The organism is Bifidobacterium pseudocatenulatum DSM 20438 = JCM 1200 = LMG 10505 (assembly GCF_001025215.1).
In the GTDB taxonomy this organism is placed as follows: domain Bacteria; phylum Actinomycetota; class Actinomycetes; order Actinomycetales; family Bifidobacteriaceae; genus Bifidobacterium; species Bifidobacterium pseudocatenulatum.
On the sequence record NZ_AP012330.1, the window covers coordinates 425,012 to 446,318 of the forward strand.

A 21,307-nucleotide genomic window follows, 5' to 3' on the forward strand; every position below is an offset into this window, starting at 1 on the left:
ATTTTGACTGGCGTTTAGATGGTTGGCATCTGCTTCATCGCGCTGATGCTCAATGCCGGAAGCGTCCACAATGTCGGATCATCTTCCGACAGCCCATCATCGGCGGATTGCAGATTGTCCGCATCGTCTTTCATTTGCCAGTACATCATGTTGATGCGGTGCAGATGGTTGCGGAGCCTGCCCGCGGGCTTGCTTTCCGATTCTTCGTCGAATTCCGACACCCGTTCGATGGACGTTCCCAATCCCGGATATTCGCCGACAATCTCCGATGAGGACCAGACCATCTCCCATTCGATGTCTTTCGGCAGATGAAAACGCGTGACCTCATCGGAACCGTTGATCAGAATCAGCAGACTTGGCTCGTCGGGGGATAGCAGCTGCATGGCGAACGAACGGACGGAAGGATTCGTCCAATCCGCATCATTTGGCATCTGTCCATTCGGCAAATACCAATGCACGCGATCGGATTTCTTCAGCAAACCGATTTCGCTCAGGCGAGTGAAGAAATCCTCATGATTGTACAAATCGCGGGATTTACGCAATGTGATTAAACGGGAAGTGAGATTGAACTGCTTCAATTCCGGCGTTTGTTCGGTACTGTACAGCCAATCCCAATCAAGCCAGGTGGTGTCGTTATCCTGCGTGTAGGCGTTGTTGTTGCCGTTCTGCGAATTGCCGAATTCGTCGCCGGCAAGCAGCATTGGCGTGCCTAGCGAAAGCAGCAGCGTACCCAGCAGGTTCATGGTGGCGCGTTGCCGTTGCTGCACGATGATTTGATCGCCGCTGGGGCCCTCGTGACCGAAGTTGACGGAATGATTGTCGTTTGTTCCGTCGCGGTTGTTTTCGCCGTTGGTCTCGTTATGCTTGGTTTTGTACATGGTCAGATCGGCTGTGGTGAAGCCGTCATGGCATGCCACGTAATTCACGGACGCGGTCGAACCGCGGCCTGGATCGGTGGCGAACAGGTCGGATGATCCGCACAAACGTGTGGCCATCTCCTGCATGGTCATTTCGCCGTATTCTCCACCGCGCATGCGATCCACGTCGGTCAGCCAGAATTTGCGTGTGCAATCGCGGAACCTGTCGTTCCATTCGGCGAAGGGGATGCCGAATTCGCCGGTGCGCCAGCCATTTGGACCGCAATCCCAAGGTTCCATGATCATTTTGAGATTGCCGAGCAGCATGTCGGAACGCAATGCATACAGGAACGGATGGTAGCGGGTGAATTCACCGTCGAGACGTGCCAGCGTCGCCGCGAGATCGAATCGGAATCCGTCGATGCCAATGCGTTTGGCCCAATAGCGCAACGAATCCACGGCGAATGTGGTGACGTGCGTGTTGGTGAAATCAAGCGTGTTGCCGCAGCCGGTGGTGTCGTACAGGCGGCTGATCTTATCTTTGGTGCGTCGATAATATGCCAGATTGTCGAGTCCGCGCCAGCATACGGTCGGTCCTTCCGGACCGGATTCGCAGGTGTGGTTGTAGACCACGTCCATAATCACTTCGAATCCGGCCTCATGCAAGGCTCGTACCATGTCGATGACTTCCTGGCGTACTGCGGCCGCACCGGCCTCCTGGGAGCGCTTGGTGGCGTATGAGGCTTCCGGCGCGAAATAGCCGAGCGTCGAATATCCCCAATAGTTGACGCGTCCGCGTTCCTGCAGAAACAGTTCGGATTGCTTGGCTTGAATCGGCAGCAGCTCAATGGAAGTGACGCCCAAATCCTGCAGGTAGGAGAGCGTCGCCGGATGTGCCAAACCTGCATAGGTGCCGCGAAGCTCTTTGGGAAGCCAAGGCGCGTTGGCTGTGAAGCCTTTGACATGCAGCTCGTAGATCACGGTTTTGCTCCATGCTACATGCGGGTGTGATGGCTCACCGTCATGCTTGTTGGTGGCACGATCGTCTATCGCCACGGAAACGGGAACATGCCCCACGGAGTCGATGGTGCTCATCGGGCCGAATGGCGAACCTTTGACTTTGCCGTTCACGATCTCGCATTCATAGGAGAACGCTCCGGGATCAAGCTCCATTGATCCTTCGATGCCTTTGGCATAGGGGTCGAGCAACAGTTTGTACGGGTTGAAGCTCACGCCGTGGTCGGGGTCCCATGGGCCGTTGACGCGGTATCCGTATTGCATGCCGTCCCATGCTTGCGGCACGTGCACGTACCACAGTCCGTAATTGGGCCCGTCCATGCGGAATAGTGTTTCGCGAAGATTGAGCGAGGGGATTCGCCGAGTGCAGATGCGCTGTTTCATCGCCTGATCGATGAAGGTCAGCCCCGGCTCGTTGAACAATCGTACTGCGTCGGCATAGAAGGCACTGGGTTGGTCGAGCGGCTCAAGTACGCAAAACCACACTTGGTCCGCTGTTTCCGAGCGGACGATGGCATCCGCCCCACCATCATCGGTGAAGTAGAGACCTGGACGAGTTGCATAACGGTGCAAAGACGGGTTCTTCATAACCTCATTCTAAACACTTTGAAATTATCTGTTGACTTACTATGTCGAGGCTGTCGACGCTCGTGCCGGTCTGATCCGGCCGTGAGCTTGAACTCGAGCAGGTGCAGGACTTCCTCGACGGCAAAATCGCCGCCGCTTCCAAGGCTGTCGTCAAAATCGGTGCTGACGCTGTTTATTCGTCCTGAACAGCCTGGAATTAGCAAAAAAGTGTCACGATATGACGGCAAATGCGCCGCTGACATCGCCGCATAGCGCATATCCTAATCACAAAAGGGAAAAACGTATCGTACCAACCATCACAAGGAGGGTATTATGACCAAACCAATGTCTGAATTCACCACCGATCTGCAGCATTCCGGCATGCCGGCGAAAGATCTGGACGAAACCATCGAATTCTATACCAAGAAACTCGGTTTCGAGTTGGCGGGACTGTTCCATAACGGTGAAAACCGTTGCGCATTCCTGCGTTACGGCCATCTGACCATCGAAACCTGGGAAGGCGACCCAGCGCCGCTGACCACCGGTGCCATCAACCACTGGGCGTTCGATACTCCCGACATTGAAGCCGCGTTCGAAAACGCGAAGGAACTCGGACTGAATTTCAAAGACACTGAAATTCAGCATATCGACAGCTTCTGGGAGCACGGCATTCGCTACTTCAATGTATACGGACCGAACGGCGAAACCATCGAATTCTGCCAGATTGTCAAATAACTATCATTAGATGATTACCGTCAAATAATCGCTGAAAAAATACAACAAGTGAAGCAGACGGAAGCGAACAAAGAAGCGTGCGTTGAACCTTATATACGGGTTCGGCAACACGCTTCTTTTGTTATGCAAGCGATGCGATTAATGCGATTAATATATGTGTAAAAGCGGTCACATATCGCATAGTTCGCGTACGTACGGTTCCACAAAACGCAGGGCCGCGCCGATAATGTCTTGATGGTCGAGCGCCATTCCCTTGCGCAGGGTGAAATCCGTGGTGCCGAATGGCGTATGTTCCACCACGCGTTCGCGTAGTCCGGCCATATCGTCATCATCGAGATATTGTGCTGCCTCACCGCTGATGATCACGTCACCGGCCAGCACCGAGCGAATGTTCGTTACCGCCAGCGCCACATAATCCAGCCATTGCGAGAATCGTTTGCGGTGCTCCTGCTCGCCTTGTTCCAATACCGAGAAGAAGCCGGGCAGGCTTTCGCCGTCCTCCATCAGCGTTTCCGGCGAGCAATACGTGTCCATGCATCCCAATTGCCCGCAATAGCAAGGGTTTCCGCCCGGAATCAGCGTCATATGTTCGATTGAGCCATTGCATTGGTTCGGCCCTTGGTAGAGCGATCCGTCCACGATGACCGCGCCTCCTGGGCGTCGTTCGAGGTAGATGCAGACGGCATCCTTCAGATTGTGGTCGAACCAGAGTTCCGCCATGGCAGAAGCGTCGGAATCGTGAATCATCAGCGACGGATAGTTGAGACCATGGCTGAGTTCGCTGAGTTTCAGGCCGGTGTTGCCCATGATTTTGCCGAAAGTGATCGACTGGCCGTCCGCCGACACGATGCCTTGCATGCAGAAGGCCACGCCGAGTACCGTGCTGCCTTGTTTCGCCAGTTCTTGCGCGAAATCGTTGATGATGCCATTCATGCGCTGGTAGTAGGCGTCGTTGTTGCGATAGGGGAGTGTGCGCTGTCTGGTGGCTACGGATTTGCCGTTCAGATCAATGGCGATGGCCGTGATTTGTGTGGTTTGGATGCGCACGCCGATCGCCACGCTGGAGTGTGCCGCGAATTCGTAGATTTGCGCTTTGCGTCCACCGGTGGATTGCTGCATCTCGCCTTTGACGATGAGCCCGTCGGCCTCCATGGCGCGCAGATTCTGCGTGATGGTTGGCAGGCTGAGCCCTAATTCGTGTTCGAACATCTGCTTGGTGGCTGAACCTTGGGTATAGATGAACGCGGTCATGGCCTTGAGATTGGCTTCTTTGACTGATAGGGCGGATTGGGCTTTCACTGGTTGATCCTTCCTGCACAACTTCTTTTTCAAGACTACTTCATAAAAGTCCTTTCCTTATGTCTCGTGTTGGTCTGAGATATCAGGTATTGCAAAAAAGTATCAAAAATAGCTGTGCATAAAGGATTTTCTGCCACTTTTCTGCGTCGAAAATATGTTTATCAACAAAAAAGTTGAGACGGTGACAACGACGTTCTACCAAGAAAAGAGACATGTTATGAAGATAGGTCTGCCGCGCACGCTATTGGCCGGCTTGGTCGCCATAGCGGTGTTCATGACTGGCGATGGCTTTGAATTGACTTTTTTGTCCAAATACATCGTGGACCAGGGATTCAGTTCTTCACAATCGTCGCTGATGTTCACCATGTACGGGCTGATGGCTGCGCTTGCTGGCTGGGCGTCCGGTGTGCTAGCTGAAATGTTCGGTGCCAAACGCATCATGCTGATCGGCGCGAGCGCCTGGGTCGTTTTGCACCTGCTGTTCGTTGGTGTGGCGCTGCCGAGCGGCGTCTATCCGCTGATGTTAGGCGTGTATGCGTTGCGGGGTGTTGGCTACCCGCTGTTCATCTACTCGTTCGTGGTGTTGATGGCGCAAACCATCGATACTGCCAAGCTCGCGTCGGCCATGGGGTGGTTTTGGGCCGCCTACTCGTTCGGCATTGGCGTGTTCGGCGCATATTTGCCGAGTTTCACCATTCCGCTGGTGGGCGAGTACTACTCGCTGTGGCTTTCGTTGCCTTTTTCTATAGCTGGACTGCTGATTTGCCTGCTGATGGTGCCGAAAAGCAAGGGTGCTGACACCTCTTCCATGAGCAATGCCGACAAGCTGCGCGAGCTTAGTCGAGGAGTCACCATTCTGGTGCATAATCGCCAAATCGCTTTGGCTGCGGTGGTGCGTGTGATCTGCAATCTGACGTTGTACGGCTTTCCCGTCATCATGCCACTCTACTTGGCCACTACCAACAATGGTGGCGGCGCTTGGTTTAAGGTTTCGCAATGGAGTCAGATTTGGGGATTCCAGTTTGTGGTCACCATTTTCGGCAATGTGTTCTGGGGTCGTATGGGCGATTCGCATGGTTGGATGCGGCAAATGCGCTGGTTTGGCTGCTGGTTCTGTGTGATCGGCACGCTGGGCATGTATTACATTCCGCAGTTTTTCGGGGCGAATATGGTGCTTATGTGTGCTGATGCGGTTGTTCTTGGATTGGGAATTTCCGCTTTCGTTCCTATGGGAGCCGTGTTTCCCGCGTTGGCGTCGGAACATAAGGGTGCTGCGATTTCCGCGCATAATCTCGCTTCCGGCCTGACTACGTTTTTCGGTCCGCTGATTGCGACGGTGCTGATTTCCACTATCGGATTCGGCGGCGTGTGCTGGACGTATGCGATCTGCTATGCGATCGGATCGTTGGTCACGCTCGGCATTCATCCTCATCAACCCGGATTTGACGATCGTGGCCATCGCATTACCGCGGTCGAACGTAACTAATCGCAATTGAATATCAATTGCTCAATCATCATTTTTCTCAAAAAAATATCATTATCCACAAAGGAGAATAATCATGAAGGCAGTCGTTCTCGAAGAGCAGGGCGTCATCAATGTGCGTGAGGTGCCGGACGCCCCCGCACCTGGTCTAGGCGAGCTGAAGATCGCGCCACATACCGTTGGTGTGTGCGGTTCCGACCTGCATTATTACACTCATGGTCGCGTGGGTAAATATGTGGTGGAGCAGCCGATGATTCTCGGTCATGAGGCTTCCGGCACGGTGGTTGAGGTCGGTCCTGGCGTCGAAGGCTTCAAGGTGGGCGATCGTGTGGCCATGGAGCCCGGCATTCCGGATATGAGTTCGCGTGCCAGCAAACTGGGCATGTATAACGTCGATCCTGCGGTGCGTTTCTTTGCCACTCCGCCGATTGATGGCTGCCTGTGCGAAACGGTGAACCATCCTGCGGCGTTCACCTACAAGCTGCCCGACAATGTGAGCTTCGGTGAGGGTGCGCTGCTTGAACCGTTGGCTGTGGGCATGTGGTCCGCCACCAAGGCTCGTATCAAGCCGGGCGATGTCTGCGTGGTCACCGGATCAGGCACGGTCGGCATGCTGACCGCGTCGTGCGCGTTGGCGGGTGGCGCTTCCAAGGTGCTGATCTCCGATGTGTCGGCAATCAAACTGGCGATTGCGGCTCAGATTCCAGGTATTATTCCGGTGGATCTCACCAAAGAGGATCTGGTGGAGCGCGTCCGTGAGGAAACGGGGGGCTGGGGTGCTGATGTGGCTTTCGAGTGCTCGGGCTCGCCGAAGTCATACGAGACATTCTGGAAGCTGATTGCTCCCGGTGGCGCTGCCGTTATCGTTGGCATTCCGGTCAATCCGGTGGCCATCGACATTACGGAACTGCAGGCTACCGAGGTGCGCATCGAAAATATCTTCCGTTATGCCAATGTGTATCAGAAGGCCATTGACCTCGTGGCTAACGGTAAACTGAATCTGAAGCCATTCATCACCGACACCTATGCGATGGAGGATGCCCAGGCGGCGTTCGATCGCATGGCTGAGGGGCGTCCTGGAGACATTAAGCTGCAGATTACCGTGAAAAACGACTGACGTTACGCACGTTACGGAACGACGAAAGGGGTCTGTGTCATGGGTGCTGTTGCACAAGTCAACGATAATCGGCATGGGAAGGCGGCTTTGGCTCAGACCTCTTTTGGTGGATTCGTGCCGAAAGGTGGAAGTCCGAACGATTCCGGCGTATTGGAGATCATTGTGCCGGACGCGCAGGCTTCGGTGCGTTGGGCGAAGCATGGCTACCCAAGCTCGTTGGCGAAATGGCATCATCATCCTCATATTGAAATTCATCTGATTCGGGAAGGTACCGGATTGATGATGGCGGGCAATGCCGTTGTTCCGTATGAGGCCGGGCAGGTTGCGCTGATTGGTTCAAATCTTCCGCATAATTGGGTGTCCGACATCGCTCCGGGGGAGCGGCTTCGTCAGCGTGATGTGGTGTGCCATGTGCGTCCGGAAACCATGCGTCTGCTGATGTCTGGATTTCCGGAAACGTCTGGTTTTGCAATGGTGTTGAAACGTGCGGGGCAGGCATTGGTGCTGAGCGGTGAATCCGCTCGTCAGGCCGGTTCGATTCTGGAAAACATGGAGGAACATAGTCTTGCTTGCCGTGTCAGTGATCTGATTCGTGTGTTGGATGTGTTCGCGCATGCCCCCGCAGATGAATCCTATACGGTGGTTGCGTCCGGATACGATCCGGCTGTATGCAGTGGTGCGGAACGTGTGGTCAATGATGCCATCGAGTACATTTCATCGCATCTGAGCGGTGAAATTAGCATGGATTTGGCCGCCCGCCAGGCCGGAATGAGCGTTTCGGCTTTCTCTCGTCTGTTCAAAAGGGCTGCAGGAATAGGGTTTTCGGATTTTGTTCGACGATTGCGTATCGGGCATGCATGCAGATTGCTGACGACCACGAATCAAAGCGTCGCTTCGATTCGTCGCGCTTGCGGATATGGTAACGCTTCGAATTTCAATCGTCGCTTCTTTGAAGAAACAGGCGAAACTCCTACTGGCTGGCGGAAAAAATACATTGAACGAACAAGATAAATAAATCGACTTTGTAAAAGCTCGATATGATTGATATCATATAGAAGATACTTTTATAAAAGATATGGAGGTGAGACTTGAGAAAGTGTGTGTGATTTATGATAAAAAGCAACAAAAACGCTCAAAATGATGTTTTTGAGGCTTTTTGATTCCATAAAAGAACGCAATCTAAACATTAAATGAACAGAAGATAACATTTCTCTTGCGACACGACACAGTGGAACATCATATTGCATACTCACTAAAGTGTGTCCTAGGTCACAAAAGACCAGCAACGCGTCCATCCGCTTCGAGGCGGATGGAATAACGGGAAACTACTTTGCAAACCCCCAAAGAATCGAGGAGGACTTCAAGTGGCAGACGCAAAGAAGGAAGAGCCGACCAAGCCGACTCCGGAAGAGAAGCTCGCCGCAGCTGAGGCTGAGGTCGACGCTCTGGTCAAGAAGGGCCTGAAGGCTCTTGACGATTTCGAAAAGCTCGATCAGAAGCAGGTTGACCGTATCGTCGCCAAGGCTTCCGTCGCAGCACTGAACAAGCATCTGGTGCTCGCCAAGATGGCCGTTGAGGAAACCGGCCGTGGTTTGGTGGAAGACAAGGCCACCAAGAACATCTTCGCCTGCGAGCACGTCACCAACTATCTGGCCGGTCAGAAGACCGTCGGCATCATTCGTGAAGACGATGTCATGGGCATCGACGAGATCGCCGAACCGGTCGGTGTCGTCGCCGGCGTGACCCCGGTCACCAACCCAACCTCCACCGCCATCTTCAAGTCGCTGATCGCGCTGAAGACCCGCTGCCCGATCATCTTCGGCTTCCACCCGGGCGCACAGAAGTGCTCCGTCGAAGCCGCCAAGATCGTGCGCGACGCAGCCATCGCGGCAGGCGCTCCTGAGAACTGTATCCAGTGGATCGAGCACCCGTCCATCGAAGCCACCGGCGCCCTGATGAAGCATGATGGTATCGCCACCATCCTCGCCACCGGTGGCCCGGGCATGGTCAAGGCGGCATATTCCTCCGGCAAGCCGGCCCTCGGCGTCGGCGCTGGCAACGCTCCGGCATATGTCGACAAGAACGTCGACATCGTGCGCGCCGCCAACGATCTGGTGCTCTCCAAGCACTTCGATTACGGCATGATCTGCGCCACCGAGCAGGCCATCATCGCCGACAAGGAAGTCTACGCTCCGCTGATCAAGGAACTCAAGCGCCGCAAGGCCTACTTCGTGAACGACGAAGAGAAGGCCAAGCTCGAGCAGTACATGTTCGGCTGCACCGCATATTCCGGCCAGACCCCGAAGCTCAACTCTGTGGTGCCGGGCAAGTCCCCGCAGTACATCGCCAAGGCCGCAGGTTTTGAGATTCCGGAAGACGCCACCATTCTTGCCGCCGAGTGCAAGGAAGTCGGCGAGAACGAGCCGTTGACCATGGAGAAGCTCGCTCCGGTCCAGGCCGTACTGAAGTCCGACAACAAGGAACAGGCCTTCGAAATGTGCGAAGCCATGCTCAAGCATGGTGCAGGCCACACCGCAGCCATCCACACCAACGATCAGGCTCTGGTCCGCGAATACGGCCAGCGCATGCACGCATGCCGCATCATCTGGAACTCTCCGAGCTCCCTCGGCGGCGTGGGCGACATCTACAACGCCATCGCACCGTCGCTGACCCTCGGCTGCGGCTCCTACGGCGGCAACTCCGTGTCTGGCAACGTTCAGGCAGTTAACCTTCTCAACATCAAGCGCATCGCTCGGAGGAACAACAACATGCAGTGGTTCAAGATTCCGGCCAAGACTTACTTCGAGCCGAACGCCATCAAGTACCTGCGCGACATGTACGGCATCGAGAGGGCCGTCATCGTGTGCGATAAGGTCATGGAGCAGCTCGGTGTGGTCGACAAGATCATCGACCAGCTCCGCGCACGTTCCAACCGTGTGACCTTCCGCATCATCGACTACGTCGAGCCGGAACCGAGCGTCGAAACCGTCGAGCGCGGTGCCACCATGATGCGTGAGGAGTTCGAGCCGGACACCATCATCGCCGTCGGCGGTGGTTCCCCGATGGACGCCTCCAAGATCATGTGGCTGCTGTACGAGCACCCGGAAATCTCCTTCTCCGACGTGCGTGAGAAGTTCTTCGATATCCGTAAGCGCGCCTTCAAGATCCCGCCGCTGGGCAAGAAGGCCAAGCTCGTGTGCATCCCGACCTCTTCCGGCACCGGTTCCGAAGTCACGCCGTTCGCTGTGATCACCGATCACAAGACCGGCTACAAGTACCCGATCACCGATTACGCGCTGACCCCGTCCGTCGCCATCGTCGATCCGGTGCTGGCGCGTACCCAGCCGCGCAAGCTCGCATCCGATGCTGGCTTCGACGCCCTGACCCACTCCTTCGAGGCTTACGTCTCCGTCTATGCCAACGATTTCACCGATGGCATGGCGTTGCACGCGGCCAAGTTGATTTGGGACAACCTCGCCGAGTCCGTCAACGGCGAGCCGGGTGAAGACAAGATCAAGGCCCAGGAGAAGATGCACAACGCCGCCACCATGGCCGGCATGGCATTCGGCTCCGCATTCCTCGGCATGTGCCACGGCATGGCCCACACCATCGGTGCCCTGTGCCACGTTGCCCATGGTCGTACCAACTCCATCCTGCTGCCGTACGTCATCCGCTACAACGGCTCCATTCCGGAGGAACCGACCAGCTGGCCGAAGTACAACAAGTACATCGCTCCGGAACGTTACCAGGAGATCGCCAAGAACCTTGGCGTGAACCCGGGCAAGACTCCGGAAGAGGGCGTTGAGAACCTGGCCAAGGCCGTCGAGGACTACCGCGACAACAAGCTCGGCATGAACAAGAGCTTCCAGGAGTGCGGTGTGGACGAGGACTACTTCTGGTCCATCCTCGATCAGATCGGCATGCGTGCCTATGAGGATCAGTGCGCTCCGGCAAATCCGCGTATCCCGCAGATCGAGGATATGAAGGACATCGCCATCGCCGCATACTACGGCGTCAGCCAGGCCGAGGGGCACAAGCTGCGCGTCCAGCGTCAGGGCGAGGCCGCCACGGAAGAAGCTTCCGAGCGTGCATGAGTCGCTTCATGTATAGGCCATCAGCAGTGACCTACATATAAGGTGCTTGCGTTATATCGGCAAGCATCATAGATAACGAGGAATTTGGTTGGATTCGTTCAACCGGATTCCTCGTTTTTTATATGTGGAAAAGCATTTTCGGATGATGCTGCAGTATGATCGCAACAGACGATCGGCAATGTGCATCTCATTCGTTTTCAGGGACTTGAAAACAGGACTTGAGACCGCGACACGCGAGGATTTCTTAAGACTACCCCTGATGCTTAAATAAAGAAGTTGCCTGATTTTAGGGCTCGCAAATTGGAATTAAAAAAGCGAGCGTGGCACAGTGATCACGAGAGTGAAAACTGCATGGCTGCGCACTGATGTGGTATGACCACGGAACTTCCACGGTTTCGGGGGTCTTCTGCGCCGGTGCCCTTTGAGAAGCAGGCTGGTAAACAGTAACTAACGAATCGCTAGAAAGGGCGGAAGGCAATGGCGGGACAGAAAATCCGCATCAGGCTTAAGTCCTATGACCATGAGGTCATCGACCAATCGGCGAAGAAGATCGTCGAAACGGTGACGAACGCGGGCGCAACTGTGGTTGGCCCGGTTCCGCTCCCGACCGAGAAGAACGTGTTCGTCGTTATCCGTTCTCCTCACAAGTACAAGGATTCTCGCGAGCATTTCGAGATGCGTACTCATAAGCGTCTCATCGACATTGTGGACCCGACCCCGAAGGCCGTGGATTCCCTTATGCACATTGATCTGCCCGCAGATGTGAACATCGAGATCAAGCTGTAAGGGAGGAGGGAACCATTATGTCTAATCGCACCGCACTGCTGGGCAAGAAGCTCGGCATGTCTCAGGTCTGGGACGAGAACGGTTTCTTCGTTCCTGTGACCCTCGTTGACGTCTCCACCAACGTGGTGACTGCTGTCAAGTCCGAAGAGTCCGACGGCTACAAGGCTGTTCAGCTTGGCTACGGCCAGGTTGACCCGACCAAGGTGACTAAGCCGCTTGCCGGCCACTTCGCCAAGGCTGGCGTCACCCCGCGTCGTCACCTCGCTGAGGTCCGCACCGATAACGCCGAAGAGTTCGAGCCGGGTCAGGAGCTGACCGCTGAGCTGTTCCCGGAGGGCACCCTGGTCGATGTGACCGGTACCACCAAGGGCAAGGGCTTCGCAGGCACCATCAAGCGCTGGGGCTTCAAGTCCTATCGTCGTACCCACGGCTCTCACAAGAACGAGCGTCGTCCTGGCTCTGTTGGCGCATGCGCTACCCCGAGCCGTATCCTCAAGGGCAAGCGTATGGCTGGCCGCATGGGTCATGTAACCAACACCACGCTGAACCTCACCATCGTTTCGTCGGATGTTGAGAACGGCGTGCTCGCCATCAAGGGCGCCATCCCGGGCCCGAAGGGCAGCATCGTTCTCGTCCGTTCGGCAGTGAAGGGAGCCTGATAAATCATGGCAAACGTTACTCTGAACGTTACCGATAACCAGGGCAATGCAGCCGGAACCGTTGAGGCTCCGGCTGAGATCTTCGGCTTCTCCGCCGAAGAAGTCCAGTCCCGTATCCCGCTGATCCACCAGGTTGTGGTGGCCCAGCGCGCCGCTGCTCGTCAGGGCACTCATGCCACCAAGACTCGCGGTATGGTTTCCGGCGGTGGCCGCAAGCCGTGGAAGCAGAAGGGCACCGGTCGTGCTCGTCAGGGCTCCATTCGTGCACCGCAGTGGTACCACGGTGGCACCGTGTTCGGTCCGCAGCCGCGTGACTACTCCCAGCGCACCCCGAAGAAGATGAAGGCCGCTGCTCTCAAGTACGTGCTTTCCGATCGCGCCAACGCAGGTCGCGTGGCAGTCGTGGACTTCGGCGTTTCCGAAGCCCCGTCCACCAAGGCCGCTGTTGCCGCTCTTACCCCGGTGACCGAGAACAAGTTCACCACCGTGGTGCTCTCTCGCGAGAATGTGAACGAATGGCTTTCCGTTCGTAACATCCCGACCGTTCACCCGATCTTCGCCGATCAGCTCAACACGTACGATGTGGTCACCGCTCAGTACGTGGTCTTCTCCAAGGAAGGCTTCGACGCTTTCCTTGCTGCGAAGGCTGAGCCGGCTGCAAAGGAGGCCTGATTTTCATGGTCGCTATTCACAAGCCCGCACACGACATCATCCTCAAGCCTGTCGTTTCTGAGAAGAGCTACGCTCTGTCCGATCGCGGTCAGTACACCTTCGTGGTGGCCCCGAACGCGAACAAGGTCCAGATCAAGCAGGCAATCGAAGAGATCTTCAATGTCAAGGTGACGAACGTCAACACCCTCAACCGCGCCGGCAAGCGTCAGCGCACCCGCAACGGTTTCGGCCAGCGCGTCAATCAGAAGCGCGCTATCGTGACCGTCGCCGAGGGCCAGACGATCGACATCTTCGGTAACTGAAGGCTAGCCGAGAAAAGTTAAAGGAAGAACTAGATTATGGCTATCCGCGTTTATAAGCCGACGACTGCAGGCCGCCGTAACGCGTCCGTCTCGGACTTCTCCGAGCTTACGCGTTCCACGCCTGAGAAGTCGCTGGTTCGCAAACTCAGCAAGACTGGCGGTCGTAACTCCTACGGCCGTATGACCTCCCGTCATCGTGGCGGCGGTCACAAGCGCCAGTACCGTCTCATCGACTTCAAGCGTTGGGACAAGGACGGCGTGCCGGCAACGGTCGCTCACATTGAGTACGACCCGAACCGTTCCGCTCGCATCGCACTGCTGCACTACGCAGATGGTGAGAAGCGTTACATCATCGCTCCGGAAGGCATCAAGCAGGGTGACGTCATCGAGACCGGCGCCCAGGCTGATATCAAGCCGGGCAACAACCTGCCGCTGCGCAACATCCCGACTGGTACCGTGGTGCACGCGATTGAGCTCCGCCCGCTGGGTGGCGCCAAGATCGCTCGTTCCGCAGGTGCTTCCGTGCAGCTCGTCGCCAAGGATGGCGCTTACGCCCAGCTGCGTATGCCGTCCGGCGAAATCCGCAACGTGGATGCTCGCTGCCGCGCAACCGTTGGTGAGGTCGGCAACTCTGATCACGCCAACATCCAGCTCGGTAAGGCAGGTCGTGCACGTTGGATGGGCAAGCGCCCGATCACCCGTGGTGAATCCATGAACCCTGTCGATCACCCGCACGGCGGTCGTACCCGCGGTGGCAAGCCGCCGGTTTCTCCGTGGGGCAAGGGCGAGGTTCGTACCCGCCGTCCGAAGAAGGCTTCGAACAAGATGATTGTTCGTCGTCGCCCGAATGGTAAGAACCGTAAGTAAGGGAGTGTCGAGTAGATGACTCGTAGCATCAAGAAGGGCCCCTTCGTCGACGCCCACCTGCAGAAGAAAGTCGACGAGCAGAACGAGAAGGGTACGCACAACGTCATCAAGACGTGGTCCCGTCGTTCGATGATCACCCCTGATTTCATCGGACACACCTTCGCCGTTCACGATGGCCGCAAGCACGTTCCGGTGTTCGTCACCGAATCCATGGTTGGCCACAAGCTCGGTGAGTTCGCCCCGACCAAGACCTTCAAGGGTCATGTGAAGGACGACAAGAAGGCACGCCGCTAAAGGAGAGTAAGGACACATGGAAGCTAAAGCAATCGCTCGTCACGTCCGCGTGACGCCGCGCAAGGCTCGCCGTATGGTCGACCTCATCCGAGGCAAGAAGGCGACCGAAGCCATCACCATTCTGAAGTTCGCTCCGCAGGACGCATCCCTTCCGGTGCGTAAGGTCCTAGAGAGCGCCATCGCGAACGCTCGCGTGAAGGCCGACAAGGCCGGCGAACCGTTCCGTGAGAACGACCTGGTCGTGAAGGAGACCTATGTGGACGAAGGCGTGACGCTCAAGCGTTTCCGCGCTCGTGCACAGGGCCGTGCCGCTCGTATCAACAAGCGCACCAGCCACATCACGGTCGTCGTCGCTAACAAGGAAGGAAACCGCTAAAGATGGGTCAGAAGATCAATCCGTTTGGCTACCGCCTGGGAATCACTGAGAGCCATCGTTCCAAGTGGTTCTCCGATTCCAACAAGGTCGGCGAACGCTACCGCGACTTCGTTCTCGAAGATGACGTCATCCGCAAGGCCATGAGCAAGGATCTCGAGCGTGCGGGCGTGTCCCGTATCGTCATCGAGCGTACCCGCGACCGCGTGCGTGTGGACATCCACACCGCTCGCCCGGGCATCGTCATCGGCCGCCGTGGTGCTGAAGCTGAGCGCGTTCGCGCCAAGCTTGAGAAGCTCACCGGCAAGCAGGTCCAGCTCAACATCTTCGAAGTGAAGAACGCAGCACTGGACGCCCAGCTCGTCGCACAGGGCATCGCTGAGCAGCTCACCAACCGCGTGACCTTCCGTCGCGCGATGCGTAAGGCCCAGCAGGATGCCATGCGTGCAGGCGCCAAGGGTATTCGTATCAAGCTCTCCGGCCGCCTTGGTGGCGCCGAAATGAGCCGTTCCGAGTTCTATCGCGAGGGTCGCGTTCCGCTGCAGACCCTGCGCGCCCTCATCGATTACGGCTTCTTCGAAGCCAAGACCACTTACGGCCGTATCGGCGTGAAGGTCTGGATCTACAAGGGTGACATGACCGAGCGTGAGTTCGAAGAGCAGCAGGCACAGCAGAGCAACAACCGCCAGGGTCGCCGCGGCGATCGCCGTCCGCGTCGTGGCCAGCGCAATGCTGCCCCGCAGCAGAACGCAGCAGCAGAGGCTCCGGCCGCAGCTGAGGCACCTGCCGCAACGGAAACGAAGGAGTGAGCTGAGAAATGCTTATCCCAAAGAGAACCAAGTATCGTAAGCAGCACCGTCCGGTCCGCCGTGGCATGTCCAAGGGCGGAAACGAGATCGCATTCGGCGATTTCGGTATCCAGGCTCTGGCTCCAGCTTATGTGACCAACCGCCAGATCGAGGCCGCTCGTATTGCCATGACCCGCTACATCAAGCGTGGTGGCCGCGTGTGGATCACGATCTTCCCGGATCGTCCGCTGACCAAGAAGCCGCTTGGCACCCGAATGGGTTCCGGTAAGGGTACTCCGGAATTCTGGATCGCTAACGTCCACCCGGGTCGCGTTATGTTCGAGATCGGTGGCGTGTCCGAGGATGTCGCTCGCGAGGCTCTGCGCCGCGCAATCGACAAGCTCCCTATGAAGTGCCGTGTTATTGCTCGTGAAGGCGGTGACATCTGATGGCAGTCGGAACTGCAGACTACACCATGAAGAATCTGAACGAGAAGACCAACGAGGAGATCGAGGGCTTCCTCAAGAAGTCCAAGGAAGAGCTGTTCAACCTGCGCTTCCAGTCCGCGACCGGTCAGCTCGAAAACACCGCCCGCCTCAAGGCGGTCAAGCACGACATCGCCAGGATGTACACCGTCCTGCGCGAGCGTGAGCTCGGCATCAGCCAGGCCCCCGAGGCGACCGAAACGAAAGCTGAGGAGAAGTAATGGCTGAAGAGCGTAACTTCCGCAAGGTTCGTCGCGGTTACGTCGTGTCCGATAAGATGGACAAGACGATTTCCGTCGAGCTCGAGCAGCGTTCGACCCACCCGCTGTACGGCAAGGTCGTGCGTTCCACTCGTACGGTCAAGGTCCATGATGAACACAACGAGGCTCACATTGGCGACCTCGTGAGTATTATGGAGACTCGGCCCCTGAGCAAGACCAAGCGTTGGCGTCTCGATAGCATCATCGAGCGCGCTAAGTAAATAAGTTCGGCAAGGCTCCGTGAGTCACCCCGCCTGCTTCAAGCAGGCAGGCGGGGTGCTTGGGGAGAACCAGCTCGGCTAAGGAGAATCAATGATTCAGCAGGAAACGCGGCTTCATGTCGCCGACAACACGGGTGCGAAGGAACTCCTCGCCATCCGAGTGCTCGGCGGATCGAAGCGACGCTATGCCGGCATCGGCGACGTGATCGTCGCCTCCGTCAAGGACGCCATCCCTGGCGGGTCGGTCAAGAAGGGCGACGTCGTCAAGGCTGTCGTCGTCCGCACTGTCAAGGAGCACCGTCGTGTGGACGGCTCCTACATCAAGTTCGACGAGAACGCCGCCGTCATTCTCGGCTCTGGCCGTGAACCGAAGGGCACTCGTATCTTCGGACCGGTCGGTCGTGAACTGCGCGACAAGCGCTTCATGAAGATCGTGTCCCTCGCCCCGGAGGTGATCTGACATGGCAGCCAAGATTAAGAGCGGCGACCTGGTCAAGGTCATCCGCGGCAAGGATCGCGGCAAGGAAGGCACCGTCAAGCAGGTGCTCAAGGACGATCGTTTGATCGTTGAAGGCGTGCAGATCGTCAAGAAGCACGTTCGCGCTACGCAGCAGGGCCAGCAGGCCGGCATCGTGGCTGTCGAGGCTCCGATTCATCGCTCCAACGTGATGGTCATCGATCCGGAGACCAAGCAGCCGACCCGCGTGCGCATCGTCGAAAAGGAAGAGGCTCGCGACGGCAAGGTGAAGACCGTGCGTGTGCGTGTTGCCAAGAAGTCCGGAAAGGAGCTGGCATGACCGATACCACTGTCGAAGCGCCGGCAACTCCGCGCTTGAAGCAAAAGTATAACGAGCAGATCGTGCCGGAGCTGGAGAAGGAATTCCACTACTCCAACCCGATGCAGGTTGCTCGCGTCCAGAAGGTCGTCGTCTCCATGGGCGTTGGCGCCGCTGCTCGCGACTCCAAGCTCATCGAAGGCGCCGTCAAGGACCTCACCCTGATCACCGGCCAGAAGCCGAAGATCACCAAGGCCAAGAAGTCCGTCGCACAGTTCCACCTGCGTGAAGGCCAGGCCATCGGCGCTTACGTCACCCTGCGTGGCGAGCGCATGTGGGAGTTCCTGGATCGCCTTCTGACCATGGCTCTGCCGCGTATCCGCGATTTCCGTGGCATCAACGGCAACCAGTTCGACGGTCAGGGCAACTACAACTTTGGTCTCACCGAGCAGTCCATGTTCCACGAGATCGATCCGGATTCGATCGATCACCAGCGCGGTATGGATATCACCGTGGTGACCAGCACCAAGGACGACAAGGAAGCTCGCGTGCTCCTGAAGCATCTCGGCTTCCCCTTCAAGGAGAACTGATATGGCAAAAACCGCTCTTAAGAACAAGGCGGCCGCTAAGCCGAAGTTCAAGGTGCGCGCTTACACGCGTTGCCAGGTCTGCGGTCGTCCTCACTCCGTCTACCGCAAGTTCGGCCTTTGCCGCATCTGCCTTCGTGAGAAGGCCCACCGCGGCGAGCTGCCCGGCGTTACGAAGTCCAGTTGGTAAATAACGACGCTGAAGGTCCGCGGCCCAATCGCTGAAAAGCGTGCGGGCGGCGGAAACCACGGCGAGAAAGGGCAATAAGCCCAAATGACAATGACAGATCCGATCGCAGACATGCTTACGCGTCTGCGTAATGCGAGCGCGGCAAAGCACGAAACCGTGGATATGCCGTACTCCAAGTTCAAGGCGAACATCGCCGAGATTCTGAAGCGCGAAGGCTACATCAAGGACTTCACCGCTAAGGAAGCCAAGGTCGGCCAGACTCTCGAGGTCACCCTCAAGTATGGTCCGAACGGCGAGCGTTCCATCCAGGGCATCAAGCGCATCTCCAAGCCGGGCCTGCGTCGTTACGCAAAGTCCGATGCTCTGCCGATGCCGCTCGGTGGCCTTGGCATCGCAATCATCTCGACTAGCTCGGGACTGCTGACCCAGAAGGAATGCCTCGACCGAGGCATCGGCGGCGAAATCGTCGCTTTCGTTTGGTGAGAAAGGAGAGCTGAAACATGGCATCGCATATTGGTAAGCTCCCCGTCACCATTCCTGCTGGCGTGGAAGTTAAGATCGACGGTCAGTCCTTCACCGCCAAGGGCGCTAAGGGCACTGACTCCTACGAGATTCCGGAAGGCATCACCGCTCAGGTCGAAGGCAACGAGATCATCCTCGTCCCGGCTGACGATCTGCGCCCGACCCGTGCAAAGCACGGCCTGGCTCGTTCCATTGTGGCGAGCATGGTCAAGGGCGTGCACGAGGGCTATGCCAAGACCCTGGATATCGTCGGCACCGGTTACCGTGCTCAGGCGAAGGGTAAGGGTATCGAGTTCTCCCTCGGTTATTCCCACACCATCACCGTTGAGCCGCCGGAAGGCATCGAGTTCGAACTGCCGAACCCGAATCAGGTGATCGTCAAGGGTATCGACAAGCAGGCTGTCGGCCAGTGCGCCGCTAACATCCGCAAGCTTCGCGCTCCGGAACCCTACAAGGGCAAGGGCGTCAAGTACTCGGATGAACGCATCCTGCGCAAGGCTGGAAAGGCTGGTAAGTAATGAGCGTCCAGATTTTCGGTAAGGGCAAGAAGGTCGCGCTCCAGCGCCGTCACGCTCGTCTGCGCAAGCGTATCAGCGGTACCCCGGAGCTCCCGCGTCTGGTGGTTACCCGTTCCAACCGTCACATGGTTGCCCAGATCATCGACGACACCAAGGGCATTACCTTGGTGAGCGAATCCACTCTGATGAGCGATTTCGCTGGTTTTGAGGGCACCAAGACCGAAGCCGCCAAGAAGGTCGGCGAACTGATTGCCAAGAAGGCTCAGGACGCAGGCATCACCGCGGTTGTGTTCGATCGTGGCGGCAACAAGTATCATGGCCGCGTCGCAGCTGTCGCTGAAGGCGCCCGCGAGGGAGGTCTGGCACTGTGAGCGACAACGAAAAGGAAACCCAAGTGGCTGAAGAAACTCAGAACACTCAGGCTGCTGCTGAGGCTACCAACGAGGATCGCAAGTCCCGTCGTGGCCAGCGTGGTGAGGGTCGTCGTGGCGAGCGTCGCAACCGTCGTGAGGAATCTCACGAGAACGAGATGCTCGATCGCGTGGTGACCATCAACCGTGTGTCCAAGACCCACAAGGGTGGTCGTACGTTCAGCTTCGCCGCCCTCGTGGTGGTTGGCGACGGCAACGGCACCGTGGGCGTCGGCTACGGCAAGTCCCGTGAGGTCCCGGCTGCAATCGCCAAAGGCCAGCTGGATGCCAAGAAGCACATGTTCACTGTTCCGCGCGTCAAGGGCACCGTCACCCACCCGGTGATCGGTCATGATGCCGCAGGTACCGTGCTCCTGCGCCCGGCTGCTCCGGGTACCGGCGTTATCGCCGGCGGTGCAGTCCGCGCTGTCATGGAATGCGCTGGCATCACCGACGTCTTGACCAAGTCGATGGGCTCCGCCACCGCCGTCAACGTGGTGCGTGCGACTGTCGACGCTCTCAAGAAGCTCGAAGAGCCGGAAGAGATCGCAGCTCGTCGTGGCATGTCCCTCGAAGAGGTGGCTCCTGACTCCCTGCTGCGTGCTCGCGCCGAAGGCATCGCCGAGGCTCGCAAGGCCCGTGAAGAAGCACAGGCCAAGGCCGCTCAGAAGGACGGTGAGTGATGACTAACCTGAACATCAAGCTGCACCACGGTCTGGTGAACTCCACTCCGAAGCAGCGTGCTGCGGCTCAGACTCTGGGCCTGAACAAGATTGGCAAGACCGTGACTCGTGAGGACACCCCGGCCCTTCGTGGCCAGCTGCTGGTTCTCCGTCACCTGGTCACCGTTGAGGAGGCTGACTGATTATGGCAGATATTCTGCAGATGCATGACCTGAAGCCGGCTCCGGGCGCCAAGAAGGATCGCATTCGCGTCGGTCGTGGTGAAGGCTCCAAGGGTAAGACCTCGGGCCGTGGCGACAAGGGTACCAAGAAGCGCTATCAGGTTCGCCCGGGCTTCGAAGGTGGCCAGCTGCCGCTGTACATGCGCCTTCCGAAGCTGCGTGGCTTCAAGAGCCCGTTCAAGAAGGAATATCAGGTCGTCAACGTCGCAGCTCTTGCGGAACTGTTCCCGCAGGGTGGCGAGATTACCGTTGCCGATTTGGTTGCCAAGGGTGCCGTGCGTGACGGCTACCCGGTCAAGGTCCTGGGCGACGGCGAGGTTTCGGCTGCCTACACCATCAAGGGTGTCAAGGCTTCCGCTTCTGCCAAGTCCAAGATTGAGGCTGCCGGCGGCTCCATCTCCGAGGACTGATTCCACGGAATGTAGCTGACTTAAGCTCGTAAGTGAGGCTTCTCCCGCTGGGGCGGGGGAGGCCTCACTTCGTTTTTTCGGTCCAGTACGGGGATCGAAAAACAGTGCCCAGAG

The 21,307-nt window shown here is 57.4% G+C and carries 28 protein-coding genes; 26 read left to right on the top strand and 2 right to left on the bottom strand.

Annotation, left to right across the window (positions count from 1 at the left end; genetic code table 11):
- Window positions 1-14: 14 nt before the first annotated feature.
- A complete protein-coding gene (gene glgX, locus BBPC_RS01665) occupies window positions 15-2,462 on the bottom strand; it encodes a glycogen debranching protein GlgX (RefSeq protein ID WP_004220032.1) in 2,448 nt (815 codons plus the stop codon).
- Between the two features lie 312 nt (window positions 2,463-2,774).
- On the opposite strand from glgX, the gene BBPC_RS01670 reads away from it, so the two are divergent.
- Window positions 2,775-3,176 carry a VOC family protein gene (locus tag BBPC_RS01670; RefSeq protein ID WP_004220029.1) on the top strand — a complete coding sequence of 134 codons (402 nt, stop codon included), beginning with the start codon at window positions 2,775-2,777 and terminating at the stop codon, window positions 3,174-3,176.
- A gap of 168 nt (window positions 3,177-3,344) precedes the next feature.
- On the opposite strand, the gene BBPC_RS01675 is transcribed toward BBPC_RS01670, so the two are convergent.
- Window positions 3,345-4,475: an ROK family protein gene (locus BBPC_RS01675; RefSeq protein ID WP_022245321.1), complete on the bottom strand. Its 1,131-nt coding sequence runs from the start codon at window positions 4,473-4,475 to the stop codon at window positions 3,345-3,347.
- Between the two features lie 217 nt (window positions 4,476-4,692).
- Between BBPC_RS01675 and BBPC_RS01680 the strand changes: the two genes are divergently transcribed.
- The 25 genes from BBPC_RS01680 to rplO all read left to right on the top strand — a co-directional run bounded on the left by BBPC_RS01680 (window position 4,693) and on the right by rplO (window position 21,193).
- Entirely contained in the window at window positions 4,693-5,961 is a 1,269-nt protein-coding gene (locus BBPC_RS01680) for an MFS transporter (protein ID WP_033524200.1), read from the top strand.
- Window positions 5,962-6,034: 73 nt separating this feature from the next.
- On the top strand, window positions 6,035-7,075 hold the full coding sequence (locus BBPC_RS01685) for an NAD(P)-dependent alcohol dehydrogenase (protein WP_004220024.1): 1,041 nt from the start codon (window positions 6,035-6,037) through the stop codon (window positions 7,073-7,075).
- A 39-nt stretch (window positions 7,076-7,114) separates the two neighbouring features.
- A complete protein-coding gene (locus BBPC_RS01690; RefSeq protein WP_004220023.1) occupies window positions 7,115-8,086 on the top strand; it encodes a helix-turn-helix domain-containing protein in 972 nt (323 codons plus the stop codon).
- A 353-nt stretch (window positions 8,087-8,439) separates the two neighbouring features.
- Window positions 8,440-11,169: a bifunctional acetaldehyde-CoA/alcohol dehydrogenase gene (gene adhE / locus BBPC_RS01695; RefSeq protein WP_004220022.1), complete on the top strand. Its 2,730-nt coding sequence runs from the start codon at window positions 8,440-8,442 to the stop codon at window positions 11,167-11,169.
- Window positions 11,170-11,646: 477 nt separating this feature from the next.
- Window positions 11,647-11,955: a 30S ribosomal protein S10 gene (gene rpsJ, locus BBPC_RS01700; protein ID WP_003808013.1), complete on the top strand. Its 309-nt coding sequence runs from the start codon at window positions 11,647-11,649 to the stop codon at window positions 11,953-11,955.
- Window positions 11,956-11,972: 17 nt separating this feature from the next.
- Window positions 11,973-12,614: a 50S ribosomal protein L3 gene (rplC, locus tag BBPC_RS01705; protein WP_003836003.1), complete on the top strand. Its 642-nt coding sequence runs from the start codon at window positions 11,973-11,975 to the stop codon at window positions 12,612-12,614.
- Between the two features lie 6 nt (window positions 12,615-12,620).
- Window positions 12,621-13,286, top strand: coding sequence for a 50S ribosomal protein L4 (rplD, locus tag BBPC_RS01710; RefSeq protein WP_004220019.1), 666 nt, complete (start codon window positions 12,621-12,623; stop codon window positions 13,284-13,286).
- Window positions 13,287-13,291: 5 nt separating this feature from the next.
- Window positions 13,292-13,588 (top strand): 50S ribosomal protein L23, encoded by a 297-nt coding sequence (rplW, locus tag BBPC_RS01715; protein ID WP_003808021.1) that lies wholly within the window; start codon window positions 13,292-13,294, stop codon window positions 13,586-13,588.
- A 36-nt stretch (window positions 13,589-13,624) separates the two neighbouring features.
- Window positions 13,625-14,455, top strand: a complete 831-nt coding sequence (gene rplB, locus BBPC_RS01720; RefSeq protein ID WP_003835999.1) for a 50S ribosomal protein L2 — start codon at window positions 13,625-13,627, stop codon at window positions 14,453-14,455.
- Window positions 14,456-14,470: 15 nt separating this feature from the next.
- Window positions 14,471-14,749, top strand: a complete 279-nt coding sequence (gene rpsS, locus BBPC_RS01725; protein ID WP_003808025.1) for a 30S ribosomal protein S19 — start codon at window positions 14,471-14,473, stop codon at window positions 14,747-14,749.
- A 16-nt stretch (window positions 14,750-14,765) separates the two neighbouring features.
- A complete protein-coding gene (gene rplV / locus BBPC_RS01730; protein ID WP_003808026.1) occupies window positions 14,766-15,125 on the top strand; it encodes a 50S ribosomal protein L22 in 360 nt (119 codons plus the stop codon).
- Between the two features lie 2 nt (window positions 15,126-15,127).
- The gene (gene rpsC / locus BBPC_RS01735; RefSeq protein WP_003835997.1) at window positions 15,128-15,931 is read left to right on the top strand and encodes a 30S ribosomal protein S3; all 804 of its coding nucleotides are present in this window, start codon (window positions 15,128-15,130) and stop codon (window positions 15,929-15,931) included.
- Window positions 15,932-15,939: 8 nt separating this feature from the next.
- Entirely contained in the window at window positions 15,940-16,359 is a 420-nt protein-coding gene (gene rplP / locus BBPC_RS01740) for a 50S ribosomal protein L16 (RefSeq protein ID WP_003835996.1), read from the top strand.
- The gene (rpmC, locus tag BBPC_RS01745) at window positions 16,359-16,616 is read left to right on the top strand and encodes a 50S ribosomal protein L29 (RefSeq protein ID WP_003835994.1); all 258 of its coding nucleotides are present in this window, start codon (window positions 16,359-16,361) and stop codon (window positions 16,614-16,616) included. Before rplP ends, rpmC begins: the two co-directional genes overlap by 1 nt.
- Window positions 16,616-16,876 carry a 30S ribosomal protein S17 gene (rpsQ, locus tag BBPC_RS01750; protein WP_003808036.1) on the top strand — a complete coding sequence of 87 codons (261 nt, stop codon included), beginning with the start codon at window positions 16,616-16,618 and terminating at the stop codon, window positions 16,874-16,876. The genes rpmC and rpsQ overlap by 1 nt, the downstream gene beginning before the upstream one ends.
- Before the next feature lie 91 nt (window positions 16,877-16,967).
- Window positions 16,968-17,336: a 50S ribosomal protein L14 gene (gene rplN, locus BBPC_RS01755; protein WP_003808038.1), complete on the top strand. Its 369-nt coding sequence runs from the start codon at window positions 16,968-16,970 to the stop codon at window positions 17,334-17,336.
- Window position 17,337: 1 nt separating this feature from the next.
- Complete coding sequence (rplX, locus tag BBPC_RS01760; RefSeq protein ID WP_003808040.1) at window positions 17,338-17,673, top strand: 50S ribosomal protein L24; 336 nt, start codon at window positions 17,338-17,340, stop codon at window positions 17,671-17,673.
- The gene (rplE, locus tag BBPC_RS01765) at window positions 17,670-18,242 is read left to right on the top strand and encodes a 50S ribosomal protein L5 (RefSeq protein WP_003835992.1); all 573 of its coding nucleotides are present in this window, start codon (window positions 17,670-17,672) and stop codon (window positions 18,240-18,242) included. Before rplX ends, rplE begins: the two co-directional genes overlap by 4 nt.
- A 1-nt stretch (window position 18,243) precedes the next feature.
- A complete protein-coding gene (locus BBPC_RS01770; RefSeq protein ID WP_003808046.1) occupies window positions 18,244-18,429 on the top strand; it encodes a type Z 30S ribosomal protein S14 in 186 nt (61 codons plus the stop codon).
- 84 nt (window positions 18,430-18,513) lie between these two features.
- On the top strand, window positions 18,514-18,912 hold the full coding sequence (rpsH, locus tag BBPC_RS01775; RefSeq protein ID WP_003808048.1) for a 30S ribosomal protein S8: 399 nt from the start codon (window positions 18,514-18,516) through the stop codon (window positions 18,910-18,912).
- Between the two features lie 17 nt (window positions 18,913-18,929).
- Entirely contained in the window at window positions 18,930-19,469 is a 540-nt protein-coding gene (rplF, locus tag BBPC_RS01780) for a 50S ribosomal protein L6 (RefSeq protein ID WP_004220018.1), read from the top strand.
- Window positions 19,469-19,840, top strand: a complete 372-nt coding sequence (gene rplR, locus BBPC_RS01785; RefSeq protein WP_003835989.1) for a 50S ribosomal protein L18 — start codon at window positions 19,469-19,471, stop codon at window positions 19,838-19,840. The genes rplF and rplR overlap by 1 nt, the downstream gene beginning before the upstream one ends.
- Window positions 19,837-20,562, top strand: coding sequence for a 30S ribosomal protein S5 (gene rpsE, locus BBPC_RS01790; protein ID WP_003835987.1), 726 nt, complete (start codon window positions 19,837-19,839; stop codon window positions 20,560-20,562). Before rplR ends, rpsE begins: the two co-directional genes overlap by 4 nt.
- Window positions 20,559-20,744, top strand: coding sequence for a 50S ribosomal protein L30 (gene rpmD, locus BBPC_RS01795; protein ID WP_171842402.1), 186 nt, complete (start codon window positions 20,559-20,561; stop codon window positions 20,742-20,744). The genes rpsE and rpmD overlap by 4 nt, the downstream gene beginning before the upstream one ends.
- Before the next feature lie 2 nt (window positions 20,745-20,746).
- Complete coding sequence (gene rplO / locus BBPC_RS01800) at window positions 20,747-21,193, top strand: 50S ribosomal protein L15 (RefSeq protein WP_003835984.1); 447 nt, start codon at window positions 20,747-20,749, stop codon at window positions 21,191-21,193.
- Window positions 21,194-21,307 lie beyond the last annotated feature (114 nt).